Source organism: Citrobacter sp. CK199, from assembly GCF_030333285.1.
Classification (GTDB): domain Bacteria; phylum Pseudomonadota; class Gammaproteobacteria; order Enterobacterales; family Enterobacteriaceae; genus Citrobacter_B; species Citrobacter_B koseri.
The window spans coordinates 1-22219 of record NZ_JAOWGF010000023.1 but is presented as its reverse complement, the minus strand read 5'-3'; the positions used below and the strand labels follow the sequence as shown (position 1 = coordinate 22219).

The 22219-nt window shown below is 54.5% G+C and carries 20 protein-coding genes; 16 read left to right on the top strand and 4 right to left on the bottom strand.

Annotated elements, in window-relative coordinates; all coding sequences use genetic code 11:
• The first annotated feature begins 88 nt into the window (after window positions 1-88).
• Window positions 89-2350: a 5-methyltetrahydropteroyltriglutamate--homocysteine S-methyltransferase gene (gene metE / locus OGX75_RS03865; RefSeq protein ID WP_012131174.1), complete on the top strand. Its 2262-nt coding sequence runs from the start codon at window positions 89-91 to the stop codon at window positions 2348-2350.
• Between the two features lie 96 nt (window positions 2351-2446).
• On the opposite strand, the gene OGX75_RS03860 is transcribed toward metE, so the two are convergent.
• Entirely contained in the window at window positions 2447-3256 is an 810-nt protein-coding gene (locus tag OGX75_RS03860; RefSeq protein WP_286451063.1) for a dienelactone hydrolase family protein, read from the bottom strand.
• Between the two features lie 258 nt (window positions 3257-3514).
• Here OGX75_RS03860 and udp point away from each other — a divergent pair, with 258 nt between their 5' ends.
• The 9 genes from udp to tatD all read left to right on the top strand — a co-directional run bounded on the left by udp (window position 3515) and on the right by tatD (window position 11447).
• Window positions 3515-4276, top strand: a complete 762-nt coding sequence (gene udp, locus OGX75_RS03855; protein ID WP_012131176.1) for a uridine phosphorylase — start codon at window positions 3515-3517, stop codon at window positions 4274-4276.
• A gap of 139 nt (window positions 4277-4415) precedes the next feature.
• Window positions 4416-5843, top strand: a complete 1428-nt coding sequence (gene rmuC / locus OGX75_RS03850) for a DNA recombination protein RmuC (protein WP_024130102.1) — start codon at window positions 4416-4418, stop codon at window positions 5841-5843.
• 94 nt (window positions 5844-5937) lie between these two features.
• A complete protein-coding gene (ubiE, locus tag OGX75_RS03845; RefSeq protein ID WP_012131179.1) occupies window positions 5938-6693 on the top strand; it encodes a bifunctional demethylmenaquinone methyltransferase/2-methoxy-6-polyprenyl-1,4-benzoquinol methylase UbiE in 756 nt (251 codons plus the stop codon).
• 13 nt (window positions 6694-6706) lie between these two features.
• On the top strand, window positions 6707-7312 hold the full coding sequence (ubiJ, locus tag OGX75_RS03840) for a ubiquinone biosynthesis protein UbiJ (protein WP_012131180.1): 606 nt from the start codon (window positions 6707-6709) through the stop codon (window positions 7310-7312).
• Window positions 7309-8949, top strand: coding sequence for a ubiquinone biosynthesis regulatory protein kinase UbiB (gene ubiB, locus OGX75_RS03835; RefSeq protein ID WP_012131181.1), 1641 nt, complete (start codon window positions 7309-7311; stop codon window positions 8947-8949). Before ubiJ ends, ubiB begins: the two co-directional genes overlap by 4 nt.
• A 73-nt stretch (window positions 8950-9022) precedes the next feature.
• Window positions 9023-9289 carry a Sec-independent protein translocase subunit TatA gene (tatA, locus tag OGX75_RS03830; RefSeq protein ID WP_012131182.1) on the top strand — a complete coding sequence of 89 codons (267 nt, stop codon included), beginning with the start codon at window positions 9023-9025 and terminating at the stop codon, window positions 9287-9289.
• Window positions 9290-9292: 3 nt separating this feature from the next.
• Window positions 9293-9841 carry a Sec-independent protein translocase protein TatB gene (gene tatB / locus OGX75_RS03825; RefSeq protein ID WP_012131183.1) on the top strand — a complete coding sequence of 183 codons (549 nt, stop codon included), beginning with the start codon at window positions 9293-9295 and terminating at the stop codon, window positions 9839-9841.
• Window positions 9842-9843: 2 nt separating this feature from the next.
• Window positions 9844-10623 (top strand): Sec-independent protein translocase subunit TatC, encoded by a 780-nt coding sequence (gene tatC / locus OGX75_RS03820; RefSeq protein WP_012131184.1) that lies wholly within the window; start codon window positions 9844-9846, stop codon window positions 10621-10623.
• Window positions 10624-10664: 41 nt separating this feature from the next.
• Entirely contained in the window at window positions 10665-11447 is a 783-nt protein-coding gene (tatD, locus tag OGX75_RS03815) for a 3'-5' ssDNA/RNA exonuclease TatD (protein WP_058668356.1), read from the top strand.
• A 7-nt stretch (window positions 11448-11454) separates the two neighbouring features.
• Here tatD and rfaH read toward each other — a convergent pair whose 3' ends face one another.
• Window positions 11455-11943 (bottom strand): transcription/translation regulatory transformer protein RfaH, encoded by a 489-nt coding sequence (gene rfaH / locus OGX75_RS03810; protein WP_104867953.1) that lies wholly within the window; start codon window positions 11941-11943, stop codon window positions 11455-11457.
• A gap of 243 nt (window positions 11944-12186) precedes the next feature.
• Between rfaH and ubiD the strand changes: the two genes are divergently transcribed.
• Both ubiD and fre read left to right on the top strand, forming a co-directional pair.
• Window positions 12187-13671 (top strand): 4-hydroxy-3-polyprenylbenzoate decarboxylase, encoded by a 1485-nt coding sequence (gene ubiD / locus OGX75_RS03805; protein WP_286451062.1) that lies wholly within the window; start codon window positions 12187-12189, stop codon window positions 13669-13671.
• Window positions 13672-13712: 41 nt separating this feature from the next.
• On the top strand, window positions 13713-14414 hold the full coding sequence (gene fre / locus OGX75_RS03800) for an NAD(P)H-flavin reductase (RefSeq protein ID WP_012131188.1): 702 nt from the start codon (window positions 13713-13715) through the stop codon (window positions 14412-14414).
• Window positions 14415-14570: 156 nt separating this feature from the next.
• On the opposite strand, the gene fadA is transcribed toward fre, so the two are convergent.
• Together fadA and fadB are read right to left on the bottom strand one after the other, a co-directional pair.
• The gene (fadA, locus tag OGX75_RS03795; protein WP_286451061.1) at window positions 14571-15740 is read right to left on the bottom strand and encodes an acetyl-CoA C-acyltransferase FadA; all 1170 of its coding nucleotides are present in this window, start codon (window positions 15738-15740) and stop codon (window positions 14571-14573) included.
• A gap of 9 nt (window positions 15741-15749) precedes the next feature.
• Window positions 15750-17939, bottom strand: coding sequence for a fatty acid oxidation complex subunit alpha FadB (fadB, locus tag OGX75_RS03790; RefSeq protein ID WP_071258148.1), 2190 nt, complete (start codon window positions 17937-17939; stop codon window positions 15750-15752).
• Between the two features lie 188 nt (window positions 17940-18127).
• Between fadB and pepQ the strand changes: the two genes are divergently transcribed.
• From pepQ to hemG, 4 genes are read left to right on the top strand one after another with little or no spacing between them, the layout of a single operon-like run.
• Window positions 18128-19459, top strand: coding sequence for a Xaa-Pro dipeptidase (gene pepQ, locus OGX75_RS03785; RefSeq protein ID WP_286451060.1), 1332 nt, complete (start codon window positions 18128-18130; stop codon window positions 19457-19459).
• Window positions 19459-20073, top strand: coding sequence for an IMPACT family protein (locus OGX75_RS03780; RefSeq protein WP_012131194.1), 615 nt, complete (start codon window positions 19459-19461; stop codon window positions 20071-20073). The genes pepQ and OGX75_RS03780 overlap by 1 nt, the downstream gene beginning before the upstream one ends.
• A gap of 37 nt (window positions 20074-20110) precedes the next feature.
• Window positions 20111-21562: a Trk system potassium transporter TrkH gene (gene trkH, locus OGX75_RS03775; RefSeq protein WP_012131195.1), complete on the top strand. Its 1452-nt coding sequence runs from the start codon at window positions 20111-20113 to the stop codon at window positions 21560-21562.
• 11 nt (window positions 21563-21573) lie between these two features.
• Window positions 21574-22119, top strand: coding sequence for a menaquinone-dependent protoporphyrinogen IX dehydrogenase (gene hemG, locus OGX75_RS03770; RefSeq protein ID WP_047459942.1), 546 nt, complete (start codon window positions 21574-21576; stop codon window positions 22117-22119).
• Window positions 22120-22219 lie beyond the last annotated feature (100 nt).

Below are 22219 nucleotides of genomic sequence, written 5' to 3'. Positions count from 1 at the left end.
CCTGGGGATGCGCATCGTTGCCGCCTTCCTGCAAGCCGAACTATTTAGAGTTTTTCTTCAGATTCAATGAAATAAGAGAGGAATAAACATGACAATCCGCAATCACACCCTCGGTTTTCCTCGCGTTGGCCTGCGTCGTGAGTTAAAAAAAGCGCAAGAGAGCTACTGGGCGGGCAACGCCACCCGTGAAGACCTGCTGGCAACTGGACGTGAACTGCGTGCGCGCCACTGGGATCAACAAAAGCAGGCGGGCATCGACCTGCTGCCGGTGGGCGATTTCGCCTGGTACGACCATGTTCTGACCACCAGCCTGTTGCTGGGCAATGTACCGGCTCGTCATCAGAACAGTGACGGCTCGGTGGATATCGACACTCTGTTCCGCATTGGCCGCGGTCGCGCGCCGACCGGTGAGCCGGCTGCGGCGGCGGAAATGACCAAATGGTTTAACACCAACTATCACTATATGGTGCCGGAGTTTGTGAAGGGTCAGCAGTTTAAACTGACCTGGACTCAGCTTCTGGATGAAGTGGACGAAGCGCTGGCGCTGGGTCACAAGGTGAAACCGGTACTGCTGGGGCCTGTAACCTACCTGTGGCTGGGTAAAGTGAAAGGTGAGTCGTTCGACCGTCTGAGCCTGCTGAACGACATTCTGCCGGTCTACAAACAGGTACTGACCGAGCTGGCGAAACGCGGCGTTGAATGGGTACAGATTGATGAACCTGCGCTGGTGCTGGAACTGCCGCAGGAATGGCTGGATGCTTACAAGCCTGCGTATGATGCGCTGCAAGGCCAGGTGAAGCTGCTGCTGACGACCTATTTTGAAGGCGTCACGCCGAATCTGGATACCATCGCCGCGCTGCCGGTGCAGGGTCTGCATGTTGATCTGGTACACGGTAAAGATGACGTTGCCGAACTGCACAAGCGTTTGCCGTCTGACTGGCTGCTGTCTGCGGGGCTGGTTAACGGTCGCAACGTCTGGCGCGCCGATCTTACGGAAAAATATGCGCAAATTAAGGACATTGTCGGCAAACGCGACCTGTGGGTGGCCTCGTCCTGTTCTCTGCTGCACAGCCCGATCGACCTGAGCGTCGAAACCCGTCTGGATGCGGAAGTGAAGAGCTGGTTTGCTTTCGCGCTGCAAAAATGTGGTGAACTGGCGCTGCTGCGCGATGCGCTGAACAGCGGCGACACGGCAAAACTTGAAGCGTGGAGCGCGCCGATTCAGGCTCGTCGCCACTCCACCCGCGTGCACAACGCGGCGGTGGAGAAACGTCTGGCGGCAATTACCGCCCAGGACAGCCAGCGTGCCAGCCCTTATGCCGCACGTGCCCAGGCGCAGCGTAACCGTTTTAACCTGCCGTCATGGCCGACCACCACGATCGGCTCATTCCCGCAGACGACGGAAATCCGCGGCCTGCGTCTGGACTTCAAAAAGGGCAACCTTGATGCAAATCACTACCGTACCGGCATCGCTGAACACATCAAACAGGCGATCGTTGAGCAGGAGCGTTTAGGTTTAGACGTACTGGTACACGGTGAAGCCGAGCGTAACGACATGGTGGAGTATTTCGGTGAGCATCTGGACGGTTTTGTTTTCACCCAGAATGGCTGGGTGCAGAGCTATGGCTCCCGCTGCGTGAAACCGCCGGTCGTCATTGGCGATGTCAGCCGCCCGGAACCGATCACCGTGGAGTGGGCGAAATACGCGCAGTCCCTGACTGATAAACCGGTGAAAGGGATGCTGACCGGTCCGGTGACGATCCTCTGCTGGTCATTCCCGCGTGAAGATGTGAGTCGTGAAACCATCGCTAAACAGATTGCGCTGGCGCTGCGTGATGAGGTTGCCGATCTGGAAGCGGCGGGAATCGGCATCATTCAGATTGATGAACCGGCACTGCGTGAAGGGCTGCCGCTGCGTCGCAGCGACTGGGATGCTTACCTGCAATGGGGTGTGGAAGCCTTCCGCATCAACGCTGCGGTGGCGAAGGATGATACCCAGATCCATACCCACATGTGTTACTGCGAGTTCAATGACATCATGGATTCTATCGCGGCGCTGGATGCGGACGTGATTACCATTGAAACGTCGCGTTCTGATATGGAGCTGCTGGAATCGTTTGAAGAATTTGAATACCCGAACGAAATCGGGCCGGGCGTCTACGACATTCACTCGCCGAACGTACCGAGCGTCGAGTGGATTGAAGCCCTGCTGAATAAAGCCGCTCAGCGTATTCCGGCGGAACGTCTGTGGGTGAACCCGGACTGCGGCCTGAAAACCCGTGGCTGGCCGGAAACCCGCGCCGCGCTGGCGAACATGGTCAAAGCCGCGCAGAATCTGCGTCAGGCGTAATTCGCTGCTCGGGAAGCGCTAGCGCTTACCCGGGTTACAGGAAATCGCAACTGTTGTAGGCCCGGTAAGGCGTAGCCGCCACCGGGCAATTAACGTTTATTTCTTCCCGCCGTACTGCGCAAACCACTCCAGCATTCTTTGCCAGCCATCTTTCGCCGACTTTTCATGATAGCTCGGACGATAATCCGCATTAAAAGCATGTCCTGCATCCGGGTAAACGACGATCTCCGCTTTGGCGTTTGCTGCGCGCAGCGCCTGCCGCATGGTTTCGACGGTATCCACGGGAATGCCAGTGTCCTGCCCGCCATACAGCCCCAGAACCGGCGCGTTCAGATCGGTCGCGATATCCACCGGGTGTCTGGGCGAGTTTAGGGTTTTGTCCCCGACCAGCTTTCCATACCATGCTACCGCGGCTTTTAACTGTGGATTGTGTGCAGCATACAGCCAGGTAATGCGCCCGCCCCAGCAAAAGCCGGTTATCATCAGACGATGCACATCGCCGCCGTTGCGGGAGGCCCAACTGGCGACGTGGTCCAGATCCGCCAGTACCTGAGAGTCCGGTACTTTGGCCACCAGACCGCTTAACAGCGTTGGGATATCGGCAAAATCATTCGGATCGCCTTCGCGGAAATAGAGTTCTGGTGCGATAGCCAGATACCCTTCCAGCGCCAGGCGGCGGCAAACGTCGCGAATATGTTCATGAACACCAAAGATCTCCTGCACCACAATGACAACGGGTAACGCGCCATCGTTCACTTTTGGCCGCGCGTGCCAGGCGGGCATCTCATCACCCTGAGTAGGAATAGATGTTACGCCTGCGATAATGGCGTCATCAGGGGTGTGAACCGTTGTGGTAGCAAGGGGGGAAGCAGCAGGTGCAAAGCCAGATTGTTGTATCGTTGTCATGGTATTCTCCGTACCCTTAAGGAAATAGCGCAATGTTAAATATAGACAGCATGCAACAAATCACATTGCCTGAAACAGGCTATCTTTTGTGCAATGGTGCGCGGTATTGATATGTTTATGTGACTAACATCACTATTTCATGGTAATTCAATGCAATTTATTTACTTCATGGTGATGAGCGTCACGAAACTATTTTTAGCTCTTCGGTAAAGTGTCTTTTTGCTTCTTCTGACAAACCCGATTCACAGAGGAGTTTTTATGTCCAAGTCTGATGTTTTTCATCTCGGCCTCACCAAAAATGATTTACAAGGGGCTACGCTGGCTATCGTCCCTGGCGACCCGGAGCGTGTGGAAAAGATCGCCGCGCTGATGGAAAAGCCGGTTAAGCTGGCATCTCATCGCGAATTCACCACCTGGCGTGCTGAGCTGGATGGTAAAGCTATCATCGTCTGCTCTACCGGTATTGGCGGCCCGTCCACCTCTATTGCGGTAGAGGAACTGGCGCAACTGGGTATTCGTACTTTCCTGCGTATCGGCACCACTGGCGCTATTCAGCCGCATATCAACGTGGGCGATGTGCTGGTCACAACCGCGTCTGTACGTCTGGACGGAGCGAGCCTGCACTTTGCGCCGATGGAGTTCCCGGCCGTCGCCGATTTTGAATGTACGACTGCGCTGGTTGAAGCGGCGAAATCCGTGGGCGCGACCACTCACGTTGGCGTTACCGCCTCTTCTGACACCTTCTATCCGGGTCAGGAACGTTACGACACCTTCTCTGGCCGCGTTGTTCGTCGTTTCAAAGGTTCTATGGAAGAGTGGCAATCGATGGGCGTCATGAACTACGAAATGGAATCCGCCACGCTGCTGACCATGTGCGCGAGCCAGGGTCTGCGTGCCGGTATGGTGGCGGGCGTTATCGTTAACCGCACTCAGCAAGAGATCCCGAATGCGGAAACGATGAAACAGACCGAAAGCCATGCGGTGAAAATTGTCGTGGAAGCGGCGCGTCGTCTGCTGTAATTCTTCCCTTCCCCACGAAAGGCCGACGCGTTCGGCCTTTTCTTTTTGCGTAGCGCCTCGCAGGAAAACCCTTTCAAACTGGACGTTTATACAGCACAATTCTATTTTGTGCGGGTAATTCCTTGATGCAGGGGGCGTGGTGGATATCACAATCATTTTGTATGCCGTGTTGGCGCTGGCAGGTGTGGGGGTAGGCTGGCTGATCGCCAGTTATCAACAGGCGCAGCATAAGGCCGAACAGCTGGCGGAGCGTGAAGAGATTGTGGCGTCGCTCAGCGCTGCAAGACAGCAGGTTGCGTTAAGCGAACACTGGCGCGAAGAGTGTGAACTGCTCAATAACGAACTGCGCAATCTGCGGGACATCAACACCTCGCTGGAAGCGGATCTGCGTGAAGTTACCACGCGGCTGGAGGCCACTCAGCTGCATGCGGAAGATAAAATCCGCCAGATGATCAACAGCGAACAGCGCTTAAGCGAGCAGTTTGAGAACCTTGCCAACCGCATCTTCGAGCAGAGCAACCGCCGGGTTGATGAGCAAAACCGCCAGAGTCTGAATAGCCTGTTAACGCCGCTGCGCGAACAGCTGGATGGCTTCCGTCGCCAGGTGCAGGACAGCTTTGGTCAGGAGGCGCGTGAACGCCACACCCTGGCGCATGAGATCCGCAATCTACAACAGCTGAATGCGCAGATGACGCAGGAAGCGGTGAACCTGACGCGCGCGTTGAAAGGCGATAATAAAACCCAGGGTAACTGGGGAGAAGTGGTGCTGACGCGCGTACTTGAAGCCTCGGGTCTGCGTGAAGGTTATGAGTATGAAACCCAGGTGAGTATTGAAAATGACGCCCGCTCGCGTATGCAGCCGGATGTCATTGTGCGTCTGCCGCAAGGGAAGGATGTCGTCATCGACGCCAAAATGACGCTGGTTGCCTATGAGCGCTATTTTAACGCTGAAGATGAGTACACGCGCGAAAGCGCGTTGCAGGAGCACATCGCGTCAGTACGTAACCATATTCGCTTGCTGGGGCGCAAGGATTACCAGCAGTTGCCGGGGTTACGCACGCTCGACTATGTGCTGATGTTCATTCCTGTCGAGCCTGCGTTTTTACTGGCGCTGGACAGACAGCCCGAACTGATTACCGAAGCGCTTAAAAATAATATTATGCTGGTCAGCCCGACGACGTTGCTGGTGGCGTTGCGTACGATTGCCAACTTATGGCGCTATGAGCATCAAAGCCGTAACGCGCAGCACATCGCAGACAGAGCCAGCAAACTCTACGACAAGATGCGCTTATTTATCGATGACATGTCGTCCATCGGCCAGAGTCTGGACAAAGCGCAGGACAACTACCGGCAAGCCATGAAAAAACTCTCCTCAGGGCGTGGAAATGTGCTGGCGCAGGCGGAGGCTTTTCGTGAGCTGGGGGTGGAAATCAAACGCGAGATAAATCCGGATCTGGTTGAACGTGCGACCTCGCAGGATGAAGAGTATCGTTTACGCGCGGTTCCTGAAGATCAACAGGATACGCCTTGTGCTGATGATGAGCGGGTAAATCAGCAATCGCACTAGTTCATTCGGGGTAGCGGAGCCCGGTTGAAGGGTAGGGCAAATTGGCCCAATCTGTTACACTTCTCGAACATTTTATTGATGAGCAGGCACTGAGATGGTGGAAGATTCACAAGAAACGACGCACTTTGGCTTTCAGACCGTCGCTAAAGAGCAGAAAGCTGACATGGTGGCCCACGTTTTTCATTCTGTGGCGTCAAAGTACGATGTCATGAATGACTTGATGTCATTTGGCATTCACCGCTTGTGGAAGCGCTTCACCATCGACTGTAGCGGCGTACGTCGTGGTCAGACCGTTCTTGACCTGGCGGGCGGTACAGGCGACCTGACAGCCAAATTCTCGCGTCTGGTTGGCGAAACCGGCAACGTTATCCTGGCGGATATCAATGACTCAATGCTCAAAATGGGCCGCGAGAAACTGCGTAACATTGGCGTGATTGGCAATGTTAAGTACGTGCAGGCCAACGCCGAAGCGCTACCTTTCCCGGATAACACATTCGATTGCATCACCATTTCGTTTGGTCTGCGTAATGTGACGGAAAAAGAGAAAGCGCTGCGCTCCATGTACCGTGTACTGAAACCGGGCGGGCGTTTGCTGGTGCTTGAGTTTTCTAAACCAATTATCGAGCCGCTGAGCAAAGCGTATGACGCATATTCATTCCACATTTTGCCGCGTATTGGCTCAGTCGTGGCGAATGATGCGGACAGTTACCGCTATCTGGCGGAATCTATCCGTATGCATCCGGATCAGGACACCTTAAAAGCGATGATGCAGGACGCCGGGTTTGAAAGCGTCGATTACTACAACCTGACGGCGGGCGTTGTTGCGCTGCATCGTGGCTATAAGTTCTGACAGGAGACCGGGGATGCCTTTTACACCCTTCGTGACCGCAGGAATCGAAAATCTGCTCAATACCTTTCTGTACCGTTCACCGGCGCTGAAATCCGCCAGAGCGCGTTTGCAGGACAAGGTGCTGCGTGTGGAGCTCAAAGGATTTTCGACGCCGCTCGTATTGGTGTTCAGTGAACGCCAGGTCGATGTGCTGGGGGCATGGGAAGGCGAGGCTGATTGCACGGTTATCACGCATGCCAGCGTGTTGCCTGAATTGCGCGATCGCCAGCGGCTTACCGCGCTTATTCGCAGCGGCGAGCTGGAGGTTCAGGGCGATATTCAGGTGGTACAGAATTTTGTGGCGCTGGCCGATCTGGCGGAATTCGATCCCGCAGAGCTTTTAGCGCCTTATACCGGCGATATCGCGGCGGAAGGGATCAGCAAAGTCCTGCGTGGCGGCGCTAAGTTTTTACGTCATAACATTCAGCGTCAGCAGCGTTATATCGCTGAGGCGATGACTGAAGAGTGGCGTATGGCGCCTGGGCCGCTGGAAGTGGCATGGTTTGCAGAAGAAACGGCAGCCGTTGAGCGTGCAGTAGACGCGCTGACTAAACGGCTGGAAAAACTGGAGGCCAAATGACGCCAGGTGAAGTACGGCGCCTTTATTTCATCATTCGCACCTTTTTAAGTTACGGCCTTGATGAGCTGATCCCCAAAATGCGTATCACGCTGCCGCTTCGGTTATGGCGTTACTCATTATTCTGGATGCCGAACCGGCATAAAGACAAACCGCTGGGTGAACGATTAAGGCTGGCTTTGCAGGAGCTGGGGCCGGTGTGGATCAAATTTGGTCAAATGCTTTCCACCCGTCGTGACCTTTTCCCGCCTCAGATTGCCGATCAGCTTGCGCTATTGCAGGATAAAGTCGCCCCTTTTGATGGCGCGCTGGCGAAAGCACAAATTGAAGAAGCAATGGGCGGCCTGCCTGTTGAAGAGTGGTTTGATGACTTTGACATCCAGCCATTAGCCTCTGCGTCGATTGCCCAGGTACATACCGCGCGGCTGAAGTCGAATGGTAAAGAGGTGGTGATTAAGGTTATCCGCCCGGATATTCTGCCGGTTATTAAAGCCGATTTAAAACTGATCTACCGTCTTGCCCGTTGGGTGCCGCGCCTGCTGCCGGACGGACGACGCCTGCGCCCGACCGAAGTCGTTCGCGAGTATGAAAAAACGCTGATCGATGAGCTGAATTTGCTGCGTGAATCGGCAAACGCCATCCAGCTACGGCGTAATTTCGAAAACAGCCCCATGCTGTATGTTCCCGAAGTCTATTCCGACTACTGTAGTCAGGACATGATGGTCATGGAGCGGATTTACGGCATTCCCGTTTCGGATGTGGCGACGCTGGAAAAGAACGGCACCAACATGAAGCTGCTGGCTGAGCGTGGCGTACAGGTCTTCTTTACCCAGGTGTTCCGCGACAGTTTTTTCCATGCGGATATGCACCCTGGCAATATCTTCGTCAGCTATGAGCATCCTGAAAATCCGAAATACATTGGGATTGATTGCGGCATTGTGGGGTCGCTGAACAAAGAGGACAAACGCTATCTGGCGGAGAATTTCATCGCGTTCTTTAACCGTGACTACCGCAAAGTAGCGGAACTGCATGTGGATTCAGGGTGGGTGCCACCGGATACCAATGTTGAAGAGTTTGAGTTCGCTATCCGCACCGTGTGCGAGCCTATTTTCGAAAAACCGCTGGCGGAAATCTCGTTTGGTCACGTTTTATTAAACCTTTTCAATACGGCGCGTCGATTTAACATGGAAGTCCAGCCACAGCTGGTATTGTTACAAAAGACATTGCTGTATGTTGAAGGGGTTGGACGCCAGCTCTATCCACAGTTGGATCTGTGGAAAACGGCAAAGCCGTTTCTTGAATCCTGGATTAAAGATCAGGTTGGCATTCCTGCGCTCACCAGAGCACTTAAGGAAAAAGCGCCGTTCTGGGTCGAAAAAATGCCAGAAATACCTGAACTGGTGTATGACAGTTTGCGCCAGGGCAAATATTTACAGCACAGTGTTGATAAGATTGCGCGCGAGCTTCAGGAGAATCATGTGCGTCAGGGACAATCCCGCTATTTACTGGGCATTGGCGCGACGTTGTTGTTAAGTGGGACATTCCTGCTTGTCAGCCGCCCGGAATGGGGGCTGATGCCTTGCTGGTTAATGGCCGGAGGCCTGGTCGCCTGGCTGATTGGCTGGCGTAAAACTCGCTGATTTTTTCATCGCTCAAGGCAAGTCGTGTATAATGCGACCTTAATAATTCATCATCTATCACAGAGGAACTCGTATGGGTGGTATCAGTATTTGGCAGTTGTTGATCATTGCCGTCATCGTTGTACTGCTATTTGGCACCAAAAAGCTCGGCTCCATCGGTTCCGATCTTGGCGCGTCCATTAAAGGCTTCAAAAAAGCGATGAGCGATGATGATGCGAAGCAGGATAAAACCAGTCAGGACGCTGACTTTACCGCTAAATCTATCGCTGATAAGCAAGGTGAAGCGCAAGGCGAAGCGAAGAAAGAAGACGCCAAAAGTCACGATAAAGAGCAGGTATAATTCGTGTTTGACATCGGTTTTAGCGAACTGCTGTTGGTGTTCGTGATCGGCCTCATCGTTCTGGGGCCTCAACGATTGCCGGTAGCGGTAAAAACGGTAGCGGGCTGGGTACGCGCGTTGCGATCCCTTGCGACCACGGTGCAGAATGAACTGACCCAGGAGCTGAAGCTCCAGGAGTTTCAGGACAGTCTGAAGAAGGTCGAAAAAGCGAGCCTCCAGAACCTGACTCCAGAACTGAAAGCCTCGATGGATGAACTTCGTCAGGCCGCGGAGTCGATGAAGCGTTCCTACAGCGCCAACGATCCTGAAAAAGCGAGCGATGAAGCGCATACCATCCATAATCCGGTGGTGAAGGATAACGAAGCGCAGCATGAAGGGGTTACACCTGCCGCCGCTGAAACCCAGGCCAATTCTCCTGAGCAAACACCGGAAACGGCTGATGCCGGGCAGCCTGAACAGACGGAAGCCGCTTCCGTAAACGAGATGGACGCAGAAAAGAAATCCGCCGCGACTGTTGTCGAATCCTCCCCCTCGTCGAGTGATAAATCGTAAACATGGCTGTAGATGATACCCAACCTCTTATTACGCATCTGATTGAACTGCGTAAGCGTCTGTTGAACTGCATTATTGCGGTTATTGTGATTTTTCTGGCGTTGGTCTATTTCGCCAATGACATTTATCACATGGTTGCCGCGCCGCTGATCGAACAGATGCCGCAGGGTGCGACGATGATCGCCACCGACGTGGCCTCGCCGTTTTTCACCCCTATCAAACTGACTTTCATGGTGTCGCTGATCCTGTCTGCGCCCGTGATTTTGTACCAGGTATGGGCGTTTATTGCCCCTGCGCTGTATAAGCATGAACGTCGTCTTGTCGTGCCGCTGCTGGTGTCCAGCTCGCTGCTGTTCTATATCGGCATGGCGTTCGCCTACTTTGTGGTCTTCCCGCTCGCGTTTGGTTTCCTTGCCAATACCGCGCCGCAGGGCGTACAGGTTTCTACCGATATCGCCAGTTACCTCAGCTTTGTGATGGCGTTATTTATGGCATTCGGCGTCTCTTTCGAGGTGCCCGTCGCGATTGTCCTGCTCTGCTGGATGGGGGTAACTACCCCTGAGGACTTGCGTAAGAAGCGTCCTTACGTCGTGGTTGGCGCGTTTGTCGTGGGGATGCTGTTGACGCCGCCAGATGTCTTCTCACAAACATTGCTGGCGATACCGATGTACTGCCTGTTTGAGGTTGGCGTGTTCTTCTCTCGCTTCTATGTCGGTAAACGACGTCCACGAGAAGAAGATGACGAGGCCGAGACTGAGCAGGCCGGGAAAACTGAAGAATAAACGCAACCGCCCGTCAGGGCGGTTGTTATATGGGAGGAAGCATGTTTGATATCGGCGTTAATTTAACCAGTTCGCAATTTGCGAAAGATCGCGATGACGTGGTGACGCGCGCGCTGGCGGCCGGGGTGTCGGGTATGCTTCTGACCGGAACCAATCTACATGAAAGCCAGCAGGCGCAAAAACTGGCGCAGCGTTACGCCTGCTGCTGGTCGACGGCTGGCGTACATCCGCATGACAGCAGCCAGTGGCAATCAGAAACTGAAGACGCGATCGTGGCTCTGGCGAGCCAGCCGGACGTGGTGGCGATTGGCGAATGTGGTCTGGACTTCAATCGTAATTTTTCCACGCCGCAAGAACAGGAACGCGCCTTCCAGGCGCAGTTGCGCATTGCCGCTGAGTTGCAGATGCCCGTTTTTATGCACTGTCGGGATGCGCATGCGCGTTTTCTGGCGCTGCTTGAGCCGTGGCTGGATAAACTCCCAGGCGCGGTATTGCATTGCTTTACCGGTACGCGTAAGGAGATGCAGGAGTGCATAGACAGAGGGCTTTATATCGGTATCACGGGTTGGGTCTGCGATGAACGTCGTGGTCTTGAATTGCGTGAGTTGCTGCCCTTCATCCCTGCGGAAAAACTGTTGATTGAGACCGACGCCCCTTACCTGTTGCCGCGCGATCTCACGCCTAAACCGGCTTCGCGGCGTAACGAACCGGCGCATCTGGCGCACATTCTTGCGCGCGTTGCCCACTGGCGCGGGGAAGACCCGCAATGGCTGGCGGCCACAACGGATGCCAATGTCAAAACGCTGTTTGGGATTGCCTTCTAAAGCGCGCTTAAACTTTACGAAACGCGGTGTTTTTCACGCTCTGCTTCACCTCTTTATTCAGCAGGTTAAGCAGCAGCATGGAGCGCGCTTCGCCATCCGGTTCGGTAAAAATCGCCTTCAGACCTTCAAATGCGCCTTCAGTGATAATCACGCTGTCCCCTGGGTAGGGCGTTTCGGGATCAACAATGCCTTCCGGTTTGTAGACAGAAAGCTGATGAATCACGTTGGACGGAACGGTGGCAGGGTGCGCGCCAAACCGCACGAAGTGGCTGACGCCGCGCGTGGCGTTGATCGTGGTGGTATGAATCACTTCCGGGTCGAATTCAACAAACAGATAGTTAGGAAAGAGCGGTTCGCTAACGGCGGTACGTTTGCCGCGCACCATTTTTTCCAGCGTGATCATCGGCGTCAGGCAATTTACCGCCTGTCTTTCGAGGTGTTCCTGGGCACGCTGAAGTTGCCCGCGCTTGCAGTACAGTAAATACCAGGATTGCATAATAACTCTTATCCGCTTGTCCGGGGCGCAAGCATAACAAAAGCCATGCGCTAAGTTAATTATACCCGTTGTATTTCAGGCTGCTTCTTTGTTGGCTACCTCGCCGCAATCTGAAATTTATTGGGTAGATAACCCCCGGGTTCCCCTGTACCGTCAGAGTTCACGCTAATTTAACAAAAATACAGCATCACGATGATGAACGCCGTATAATGAGGCGCTTACAAAGAGGCCACAACTGACGCCATGAAATATCACGACTTACGCGACTTCCTGACGCTGCTGGAACAGCAGGGTGAACTCAAACGCATTACGCTTGCGGTAGATCCTCATCTGGAAATGACTGAAATTGCTGACCGTACGCTGCGTGCGTGCGGGCCAGCTCTGTTGTTTGAAAATCCCAAAGGCTATGCGATGCCGGTGCTGTGCAACCTGTTTGGCACGCCCAGACGCGTCGCAATGGGTATGGGCCAGGAAGATGTCACCGCGTTGCGCGAAGTCGGCAAGCTGCTGGCGTTTCTGAAAGAGCCGGAGCCGCCGAAAGGGTTCCGTGACCTGTTTGATAAGCTGCCGCAGTTTAAGCAAGTGCTGAACATGCCGACCAAACGACTACGCGGCGCGCCGTGCCAGCAGAAAGTGTTCTCTGGCGACGACGTTGATTTACAGCGTATTCCCATCATGACCTGCTGGCCGGAAGATGCCGCGCCGCTTATTACCTGGGGGCTGACCGTGACGCGTGGCCCTCACAAAGAGCGGCAAAATCTGGGGATCTACCGTCAGCAACTGATCGGCAAAAACAAGTTGATCATGCGTTGGTTGTCGCATCGTGGCGGCGCGCTGGATTTCCAGGAGTGGTGCGCGGCGCATCCTGGCGAGCGTTTCCCGATTGCCGTGGCGCTGGGCGCCGATCCGGCCACCATTCTCGGCGCAGTGACTCCCGTACCGGATACACTGTCGGAATACGCGTTTGCAGGGCTGCTGCGTGGCACAAAGACGGAAGTGGTTAAATGTCTCTCCAGCGATCTTGAAGTACCTGCAAGTGCGGAAATCGTCCTGGAAGGTTATATTGAACCGGGCGAAATGGCGGCGGAAGGGCCGTATGGCGACCACACCGGTTATTACAATGAAGTGGATAACTTCCCGGTTTTCACCGTTACGCACATTACGCAGCGTGAAGACGCCATTTATCACTCGACTTATACCGGCCGACCGCCTGATGAACCTGCTGTGCTCGGTGTGGCGTTGAATGAAGTCTTCGTCCCGATTTTGCAAAAGCAGTTCCCGGAAATTGTTGATTTCTATCTTCCGCCGGAAGGGTGTTCTTATCGACTGGCCGTTGTAACGATGAAAAAGCAGTACGCGGGTCATGCGAAACGCGTCATGATGGGCGTTTGGTCATTTTTACGCCAGTTTATGTATACCAAATTTGTTATCGTCTGCGATGACGACGTCAACGCACGCGACTGGAATGATGTGATTTGGGCGATCACCACCCGTATGGACCCGGCGCGGGATACGGTGCTGGTAGAAAACACCCCCATTGATTATCTGGATTTTGCCTCGCCGATCTCCGGGCTAGGTTCAAAAATGGGACTGGATGCCACAAACAAATGGCCGGGCGAAACCCAACGTGAGTGGGGGCGTCCTATCAAGAAAGATCCTGAAGTGACTGCGCGTATTGACGCGATTTGGGATGAGTTGGCCATCTTTAACGACGGTAAAGGCGCCTGAGGCGCGATCGTTTTGCCCTATAGACCCGACAGAGGGAGCGCATGACAACCTTAAGCTGTAAAGTGACCTCGGTAGAAGCTATCACCGATACCGTATATCGCGTTCGTTTAGTGCCAGACGCGGCGTTTTCCTTTCGCGCTGGTCAGTATCTGATGGTCGTAATGGATGAGAGGGATAAGCGTCCGTTCTCTATGGCCTCCACGCCGGATGAGCACGGATTCATTGAGCTGCACATTGGCGCTTCGGAGCTTAATCTGTATGCGATGGCGGTGATGGATCGCATTCTGAAAGACAGAGAAATTGTCGTCGATATTCCGCATGGCGAAGCCTGGCTGCGTGATGATGAAGAACGCCCGCTGATTCTGATTGCGGGGGGAACGGGTTTCTCCTATGTCCGTTCAATTTTGCTGACGGCGCTTGCGCGTAATCCGAATCGCGACGTGACGATCTACTGGGGCGGACGTGAAGAGAAGCATCTCTACGATCTCGCTGAGCTGGAGGCGCTTTCGGTTCAACATCCGAATCTGCGCGTTGAGCCGGTGGTTGAACAACCGGAAGAAGGCTGGCGTGGCCGCACGGGTACGGTATTAACTGCGGTATTGCAGGATCACGGTACGCTGGCGGGGCATGATATCTACATTGCCGGTCGTTTTGAGATGGCGAAAATCGCTCGTGACCTGTTCTGCAATGAGCGTAACGCGCGGGAAGATCGCCTGTTTGGCGATGCGTTTGCCTTTATCTAAGCAATAAAAAAACCCGCCCCTGACAGGCGGGAAGAACGGCAACTAAATTGTTATAGAGTGGCATTTGCGTTGTAGGCCGGATAAGACGCCTGAGCGTCGTCATCCGGCATGGTCGCCGGGGGCGCTTCGCTTGCCCGGCCTGCAATAAATAACGCTCTATGATTGAACTCGCTCAAATACTGTCGCGATACCCTGACCTAATCCGATACACATCGTCGCCAGGCCAAACTGGGCGTCTTTGCGCTCCATCAGATTCAACAGCGTGGTGCTGATGCGCGCCCCGGAACAACCCAGCGGGTGGCCCAGTGCGATCGCGCCGCCGTTGAGGTTGATCTTCTCGTCAATCTGCTCCATCAGTCCCAGATCTTTTATACACGGCAGGATCTGCGCGGCGAACGCTTCGTTCATTTCAAACAAATCGATGTCGCTGGCGGCAAGCCCTGCTTTTTTCAGCGCCAGTTTTGACGCCGGAACCGGGCCGTAACCCATAATCGAGGGATCGCAACCGACAACCGCCATTGAACGAATGCGGGCGCGTGGTTGCAGACCCAGCTCACGCGCACGGCTTTCGCTCATTACCAGCATGGCGGCTGCGCCATCGGAGAGGGCGGAAGAAGTGCCTGCGGTCACGGTGCCGCTGACCGGATCAAACGCGGGGCGCAGAGTCGACAGCGCTTCGACGGTGGTCTCCGGGCGGATGACTTCGTCGTAGCTAAACTGCTTTAGCACGCCGTCGGTGTCATGACCGCCGGTCGGGATGATCTCGTTTTTAAACGCGCCGGACTGCGTGGCTGCCCAGGCGCGGGCGTGTGAACGTGCGGCAAACGCATCCTGCATTTCACGGCTGATGCCGTGCATACGGGAAAGCATTTCTGCCGTCAGCCCCATCATCCCGGCGGCTTTGGCTACGTTGCGGCTCAGGCCGGGATGGAAATCGACGCCATGACTCATTGGCACATGGCCCATATGCTCCACGCCGCCAATCAGGCACGCCTGTGCGTCACCGGTCATGATCATCCGTGCGGCATCGTGCAGCGCCTGCATGGAGGAACCACACAGACGGTTAACGGTGACCGCCGGAACGGAGTGGGGGATTTCAGCCAGTAGCGCGGCGTTGCGGGCGATGTTAAAACCTTGCTCCAGCGTTTGTTGCACGCAGCCCCAGTAAATGTCGTCGATAGCGGTTGCTTCCAGCGCGGGATTACGCGCCAGCAGACTGCGTATTAAGTGTGCGGAGAGATCTTCTGCCCGCACGTTACGAAATGCGCCGCCCTTTGAACGGCCCATCGGGGTGCGAATTGCATCGACAATGACAACCTGTTCCATTGTGACTCCTTAAGCCGTTTTCAGGTCGCCAACCGGGCGGGCTGGCTCAACCGGGGGATAGTACGGTTCGTTATGGCGTGCTTTGTTACGCAGACCTTCCGGCACTTCATAGAGTGGGCCGAGGTGCTGATACTGCTGCGCCATATCGAGATATTTTGCGCTGCCGAGCGTATCCAGCCAGCGGAACGCGCCGCCGTGGAACGGAGGGAAGCCCAGACCGTAAACCAGCGCCATATCCGCTTCTGCCGGGCTGGCGATGATGCCTTCTTCCAGACAGCGCACCACTTCGTTAACCATCGGAATCATCATGCGGGCGATAATCTCTTCGTCGCTGAAGTCGCGCTTCGGCTGGCTGACCTCTGCCAGCAGGCTGTCTACGGCCGCGTCTTCTTCTTTCTTCGGCTTGCCTTTGCTGTCTTCTTTATAGCGCCAGAAACCCAGACCGTTTTTCTGACCATAGCGGCTGGCGTCAAACAGCGCGTCGATGGCATCACGATAATCTTTCTGCATACGCTGTGGGAAACCGGCCGCCATGACTGCCTGTGCATGATGCGCGGTATCGATCCCGACCACATCCAGCAGATAAGCCGGGCCCATCGGCCAGCCAAACTGTTTCTCCATCACTTTGTCGACTTTGCGGAAATCGGCGCCGTCGCGCAGTAGCTGGCTGAAACCGGCGAAATACGGGAACAGTACGCGGTTAACAAAGAAGCCGGGGCAGTCGTTGACCACAATCGGCGTTTTGCCCATTTTGCTGGCCCAGGCGACGACTTTAGCGATGGTTTCATCCGAGCTTTTCTCGCCGCGAATGATTTCAACCAGCGGCATCCGGTGTACCGGGTTAAAGAAGTGCATGCCGCAGAAGTTTTCCGGGCGCTTCAGCGCGCTTGCCAGTTCGCTAATTGGAATGGTGGACGTATTTGACGCCAGCACGGTATCCGGGCGGACGTTGTCTTCGGTCTCCGCCAGTACCGCTTTCTTCACTTTCGGGTTTTCCACTACCGCTTCGACCACCACATCAACGCGATCAAAACCGGCGTAGTTCAGCGTTGGGTGAATTGTTGAAATCACGCCCGCCAGTTTCAGTCCGTCGATCCTGCCGCGTTCCAGCTGCTTATTCAGCAGTTTCGCCGCTTCGGTCATGCCCAGCGTCAGGGATTTGTCGTTGATATCTTTCATGATCACCGGCACGCCTTTCCAGGCTGACTGGTAAGCGATGCCGCCGCCCATAATACCTGCGCCCAGTACGGCTGCCTGCTTCGGTGTTTCAACGTCTTTGGTCAGCTTTTTCGCTTTACCTTTCACGAACTGATCGTTGAGGAAGATGCCGACCAGCGCGCGGGCTTCATTGGTATGCGCCAGCGGGACAAAGCTTTTATTTTCCAGATTCAGCGCTTCTTCACGGCCAAAGCGTGCGGCGGCTTCGATCGTTTTCACGGCGGTCATCGGGGCGGGGTAATGCTTCCCGGCTGTCTGCGCCACCATACCTTTGGCGATGGTAAAGCTCATCGCCGCTTCAATTTTACTGAGCTTCAACGGTTCCAGCTTCGGCTGGCGTTTGGCTTTCCAGTCCAGTGAGCCGTCAATCGCCTGACGTAATACCGCTATTGCGCCATCAAGCAGTTTTTCCGGTTTCACGACACCGTCGACCAGGCCGATTTTCAGCGCCTGCTCAGCGCCGATGTCTTTCCCGGCAGCAATAATTTCCAGCGCGCTGTCAGCGCCCAGCATACGCGGCATACGGACAGAACCGCCAAAGCCCGGCATGATGCCCAGCTTCGTTTCTGGCAGGCCAATGCGCAGATCCGGCGTCACCAGACGATAATCGGTCGCCAGTACGCACTCGCAGCCGCCGCCCAGCGCATAGCCGTTGATGGCGGAAAGCGTTGGCACCGGTAAATCTTCGAGGCGATTAAAGACGCTGTTGGCAAAGTGCAGCCACTGGCTTAACTGTTCTTCAGGAACAAGGAACAGCGAAAGGAATTCGGTGATATCGGCACCGACAATAAAGGCTGCTTTGTTAGAGCGCAGCAGCAGCCCTTTTAAATCTGTTTGCTTTTCCAGCACGTCCAGCGCCTGGCCGAGGCTGGCGACGGTCGCAGTGTCGAGTTTATTGACCGATCCTGGGGCATCGAACACCAGTTCGGCGATGCCATCTTCCAGCCAGTCGAGGTACAGGGTGTCGCCTTTGTAAAGCATGTCAGTCTCCTGAATCCGCAAGGTGATCTGGTCATACCAGATGAAGCGAGTGTGTATTTTGTGTTAAAAAAATGCAAATGAGAGATTAAAAAAATGCCGATGCGATCACGCTCGGCAGAAATCACGCTCTCCCGGAGCGATGTGCTAAGATGCGGAGACTCGAGGTCAAAAAAACAGAAGGGTAGAAAATGGAATCACTGGCCGCACTCTATAAAAATCATATCGTTACCTTACAAGAACGGACGCGTGACGCACTGGCGCGTTTTAAGCTGGATGCGCTACTTATTCACTCCGGCGAGCTTATCAACGTCTTCCTCGACGACCATCCCTATCCGTTTAAAGTTAACCCGCAGTTTAAAGCCTGGGTACCGGTCACACAGGTTCCAAATTGCTGGTTGCTGGTCGATGGCGTGAATAAACCCAAACTGTGGTTCTACCTGCCGGTGGATTACTGGCACAACGTTGAGCCGCTGCCCACGTCATTCTGGACAGAAGAGGTAGAGGTGATTGCCCTGCCGAAAGCCGACGGTATTGGCAGCCAGCTCCCTGCCGCGCGCGGTAATATCGGTTACATCGGTCCGGTGCCGGAGCGTGCGCTGCAACTGGATATCACCGCCAGCAACATCAACCCGAAAGGGGTGATCGATTACCTGCATTACTACCGTGCGTACAAAACGGATTACGAACTGGCCTGTATGCGTGAAGCGCAGAAAACGGCGGTGAATGGACACCGTGCCGCAGAAGAAGCGTTCCGTTCCGGTATGAGCGAGTTCGACATTAACCTGGCTTACCTGACCGCAACCGGCCACCGTGACACCGATGTGCCTTATAGCAATATCGTGGCGCTCAACGAGCACGCTTCGGTTCTTCATTACACCAAACTGGATCATCGCGCGCCGTCTGAAATGCGCAGCTTCCTGCTGGATGCCGGGGCGGAATATAACGGTTACGCCGCAGACCTGACGCGTACCTGGGCGGCAAACAATGACACCGATTACGCTCAGTTAATCAAAGATGTGAATGACGAACAGCTGGCGCTGATTGCGACCATGAAAGCGGGCGTCAGCTACGTGGATTATCACATTCAGTTCCATCAACGCATCGCGAAATTGCTGCGTAAGCATCAGATTGTCACCGATATCAGCGAAGAAGCGATGGTCGAGAACAATCTCACCGGGCCGTTTATGCCGCACGGTATTGGCCATCAACTGGGTCTTCAGGTTCATGATGTTGCAGGCTTTATGCAGGACGATACCGGGACGCATCTGGCCGCGCCGTCGAAATACCCTTATCTGCGCTGCACCCGCGTGCTGCAACCGCGCATGGTGTTGACCATTGAGCCGGGGATCTACTTTATCGAATCGCTGTTGGTGCCGTGGCGCGAGGGGCAATTCAGCAAGCATTTCAACTGGCAGAAAATTGAAGCGCTGAAACCGTTCGGCGGCATTCGTATTGAAGACAACGTGGCGATTCACGAAAACGGTGTTGAAAATATGACGCGGGATTTGAAACTGGCGTGATGGACAGCTGGTTAATCCCTGCGGCGCCGGTCACTGTCGAGGAAGAGATCAAAAAAAGCCGCTTCATTACGCTGCTCGCCCACACGGACGGTGTTGAAGCGGCGAAAGCCTTTGTTGATGCTGTCAGAGCGGCGCATCCAGATGCGCGTCATCATTGCGTGGCATGGGTGGCGGGCGCGCCGGATGATTCACAACAGCTGGGATTTTCTGATGATGGCGAACCGGCGGGAACGGCGGGCAAACCGATGCTTGCCCAGCTAATGGGCAGCGGCGTTGGCGAGATCACCGCTGTCGTGGTGCGTTACTATGGCGGTATTCTGCTCGGCACCGGTGGGCTGGTAAAAGCCTACGGCGGCGGCGTGAATCAGGCGTTGCGTCAGTTAACGACGCAGCGCAAGACGCCGTTAACCGAATATACTTTGCAGTGTGAGTACGGCCAACTGGCCGGAATAGAAGCATTATTAGGGCAGTTTGCCGGTCAAATCGTTACCAGCGATTATCAGGCATTCGTTCGGCTCAGGGTGGCGCTTCCTTATGCAAATGTGGATGAATTTTCAGCAAGGCTGGCGGATTTTAGCCGTGGTTCATTGCAATTGTTAGCGATTGAAGAATAATCCCACCTCATTTTGAAGAACAAAGGAAGCGGCAGAGATGCATTTTCGCGCCATTACCCGAATCGTTGGACTGCTGGTCATTTTATTTTCGGGAACAATGATCCTCCCTGGACTGGTTGCGTTGATCTACCGTGATGGGGCGGGGCGGGCATTCACGCAGACATTCTTTGTCGCACTGGTGATCGGCTCTCTGCTGTGGTGGCCCAACCGCCGGGAGAAAGGCGAGCTTAAATCCCGCGAAGGGTTTCTCATTGTGGTGCTGTTCTGGACCGTACTGGGAAGCGTGGGGGCGTTGCCGTTTATCTTCTCTGAAAGCCCGAACCTCACCATTACCGATGCTTTTTTTGAATCATTCTCCGGCTTAACGACAACGGGCGCGACGACGCTGGTGGGGCTGGACTCTTTACCGCACGCGATTCTCTTTTACCGCCAGATGCTGCAATGGTTTGGCGGGATGGGGATCATTGTGCTGGCGGTGGCGATTCTTCCTATCCTCGGCGTTGGGGGGATGCAGCTCTACCGCGCAGAAATGCCGGGGCCGCTGAAAGACAATAAAATGCGCCCGCGTATTGCGGAAACGGCAAAGACGCTATGGCTGATTTATGTGTTACTGACGGTGGCCTGCGCGCTGGCACTATGGTTCGCCGGAATGCCCGCGTTTGACGCCATTGGGCACAGTTTTTCTACTATCGCGATCGGCGGTTTCTCTACGCACGATGCCAGCGTCGGTTATTTCGATAGCCCGACCATTAACAGCATCATGGCTATCTTCTTGCTGATCTCTGGCTGTAACTACGGTCTGCACTTCTCTTTATTAAGCGGGCGCAGCCTGAAAGTTTACTGGCGTGACCCTGAATTTCGCATGTTCATTGGCGTTCAGTTGACGCTGGTGGTGATCTGTACGCTGGTGCTGTGGTTCCACGATATCTATAACTCGGCGCTGACCACGCTCAACCAGGCGTTCTTTCAGGTCGTATCAATGGCGACAACCGCCGGGTTTACCACTGACAGCATCGCCCGCTGGCCGCTCTTTCTGCCGGTGCTGCTGTTATGCTCTGCGTTTATCGGCGGCTGTGCGGGGTCAACGGGCGGCGGGCTGAAGGTGATCCGCATCCTGCTGCTGTTCAAACAGGGGAACCGTGAACTGAAGCGTCTGGTCCATCCGAATGCGGTTTACAGTATAAAACTGGGGCACCGTGCGCTGCCGGAACGTATCCTCGAAGCGGTATGGGGATTCTTTTCTGCTTATGCCTTAGTCTTTATTGTCAGTATGCTGGCCATCATCGCGACTGGCGTGGATGACTTTTCCGCGTTTGCCTCCGTTGTGGCGACCCTTAACAACCTGGGGCCAGGGTTAGGTGTGGTTGCGGACAACTTTGCCAGCATGAACCCTGTTGCGAAATGGATTCTGATCGCCAATATGTTATTTGGTCGTCTTGAAGTCTTTACTTTGCTGGTACTTTTTACCCCTACCTTCTGGCGTGAATAATGGAGTAACACGTGAAAACATTGATTCTTTTTTCTACCCGGGACGGACAAACGCGCGAGATAGCTTCTTATCTGGCCTCGGAATTAAAGGAGTTGGGGATCTGGGCGGATGTGATTAATCTCCATCGTACTGAAGAGCTGGACTGGCAAAGTTACGATCGCGTGGTGATTGGCGCCTCTATTCGTTATGGTCATTACCATGCCGCTTTCCAGGAGTTTGTGAAGAAGCACGCTACGCGCCTGAACGCGATGCCGAGTGCGTTTTATTCCGTTAACCTGGTCGCGCGTAAACCTGAAAAGCGCACACCGCAGACCAACAGCTACGCGCGTAAGTTTCTGATGAGTTCGCAGTGGCGACCCGATCTTTGCGCTGTTATTGCAGGCGCGCTTCGTTACCCTCGTTACCGCTGGTATGACCGTCTGATGATTAAACTCATTATGAAGATGTCTGGCGGTGAAACGGATACGAGTAAAGAAGTGGTCTATACCGACTGGGAGCAAGTGGCGAATTTTGCCCGCGACATCGCCCAATTAACCAACAAATCGTTGGCAAAATAAACGTAAAGAATAAAAAACACGCAGTCGGAAAATAATTTTGAATTTCCCCTTGTCAGGCCGGAATAACTCCCTATAATGCGCCTCCACTGACACGGAACAA

Bases quoted from the DNA above. Each gene is read 5' to 3' on its own strand.
- OGX75_RS03780 (WP_012131194.1), top strand. From the start codon at position 19,459: ATGGACAGCTGGTTAATCCCTGCGGCGCCGGTCACTGTCGAGGAAGAG.
- ubiD (WP_286451062.1), top strand. From the start codon at position 12,187: ATGAAATATCACGACTTACGCGACTTCCTGACGCTGCTGGAACAGCAG.
- fadB (WP_071258148.1), bottom strand. From the start codon at position 17,939: ATGCTTTACAAAGGCGACACCCTGTACCTCGACTGGCTGGAAGATGGC.
- fre (WP_012131188.1), top strand. From the start codon at position 13,713: ATGACAACCTTAAGCTGTAAAGTGACCTCGGTAGAAGCTATCACCGAT.
- ubiB (WP_012131181.1), top strand. From the start codon at position 7,309: ATGACGCCAGGTGAAGTACGGCGCCTTTATTTCATCATTCGCACCTTT.
- tatD (WP_058668356.1), top strand. From the start codon at position 10,665: ATGTTTGATATCGGCGTTAATTTAACCAGTTCGCAATTTGCGAAAGAT.
- OGX75_RS03860 (WP_286451063.1), bottom strand. From the start codon at position 3,256: ATGACAACGATACAACAATCTGGCTTTGCACCTGCTGCTTCCCCCCTT.
- tatC (WP_012131184.1), top strand. From the start codon at position 9,844: ATGGCTGTAGATGATACCCAACCTCTTATTACGCATCTGATTGAACTG.
- ubiE (WP_012131179.1), top strand. From the start codon at position 5,938: ATGGTGGAAGATTCACAAGAAACGACGCACTTTGGCTTTCAGACCGTC.
- ubiJ (WP_012131180.1), top strand. From the start codon at position 6,707: ATGCCTTTTACACCCTTCGTGACCGCAGGAATCGAAAATCTGCTCAAT.
- metE (WP_012131174.1), top strand. From the start codon at position 89: ATGACAATCCGCAATCACACCCTCGGTTTTCCTCGCGTTGGCCTGCGT.
- tatA (WP_012131182.1), top strand. From the start codon at position 9,023: ATGGGTGGTATCAGTATTTGGCAGTTGTTGATCATTGCCGTCATCGTT.
- udp (WP_012131176.1), top strand. From the start codon at position 3,515: ATGTCCAAGTCTGATGTTTTTCATCTCGGCCTCACCAAAAATGATTTA.
- pepQ (WP_286451060.1), top strand. From the start codon at position 18,128: ATGGAATCACTGGCCGCACTCTATAAAAATCATATCGTTACCTTACAA.
- rfaH (WP_104867953.1), bottom strand. From the start codon at position 11,943: ATGCAATCCTGGTATTTACTGTACTGCAAGCGCGGGCAACTTCAGCGT.
- fadA (WP_286451061.1), bottom strand. From the start codon at position 15,740: ATGGAACAGGTTGTCATTGTCGATGCAATTCGCACCCCGATGGGCCGT.
- trkH (WP_012131195.1), top strand. From the start codon at position 20,111: ATGCATTTTCGCGCCATTACCCGAATCGTTGGACTGCTGGTCATTTTA.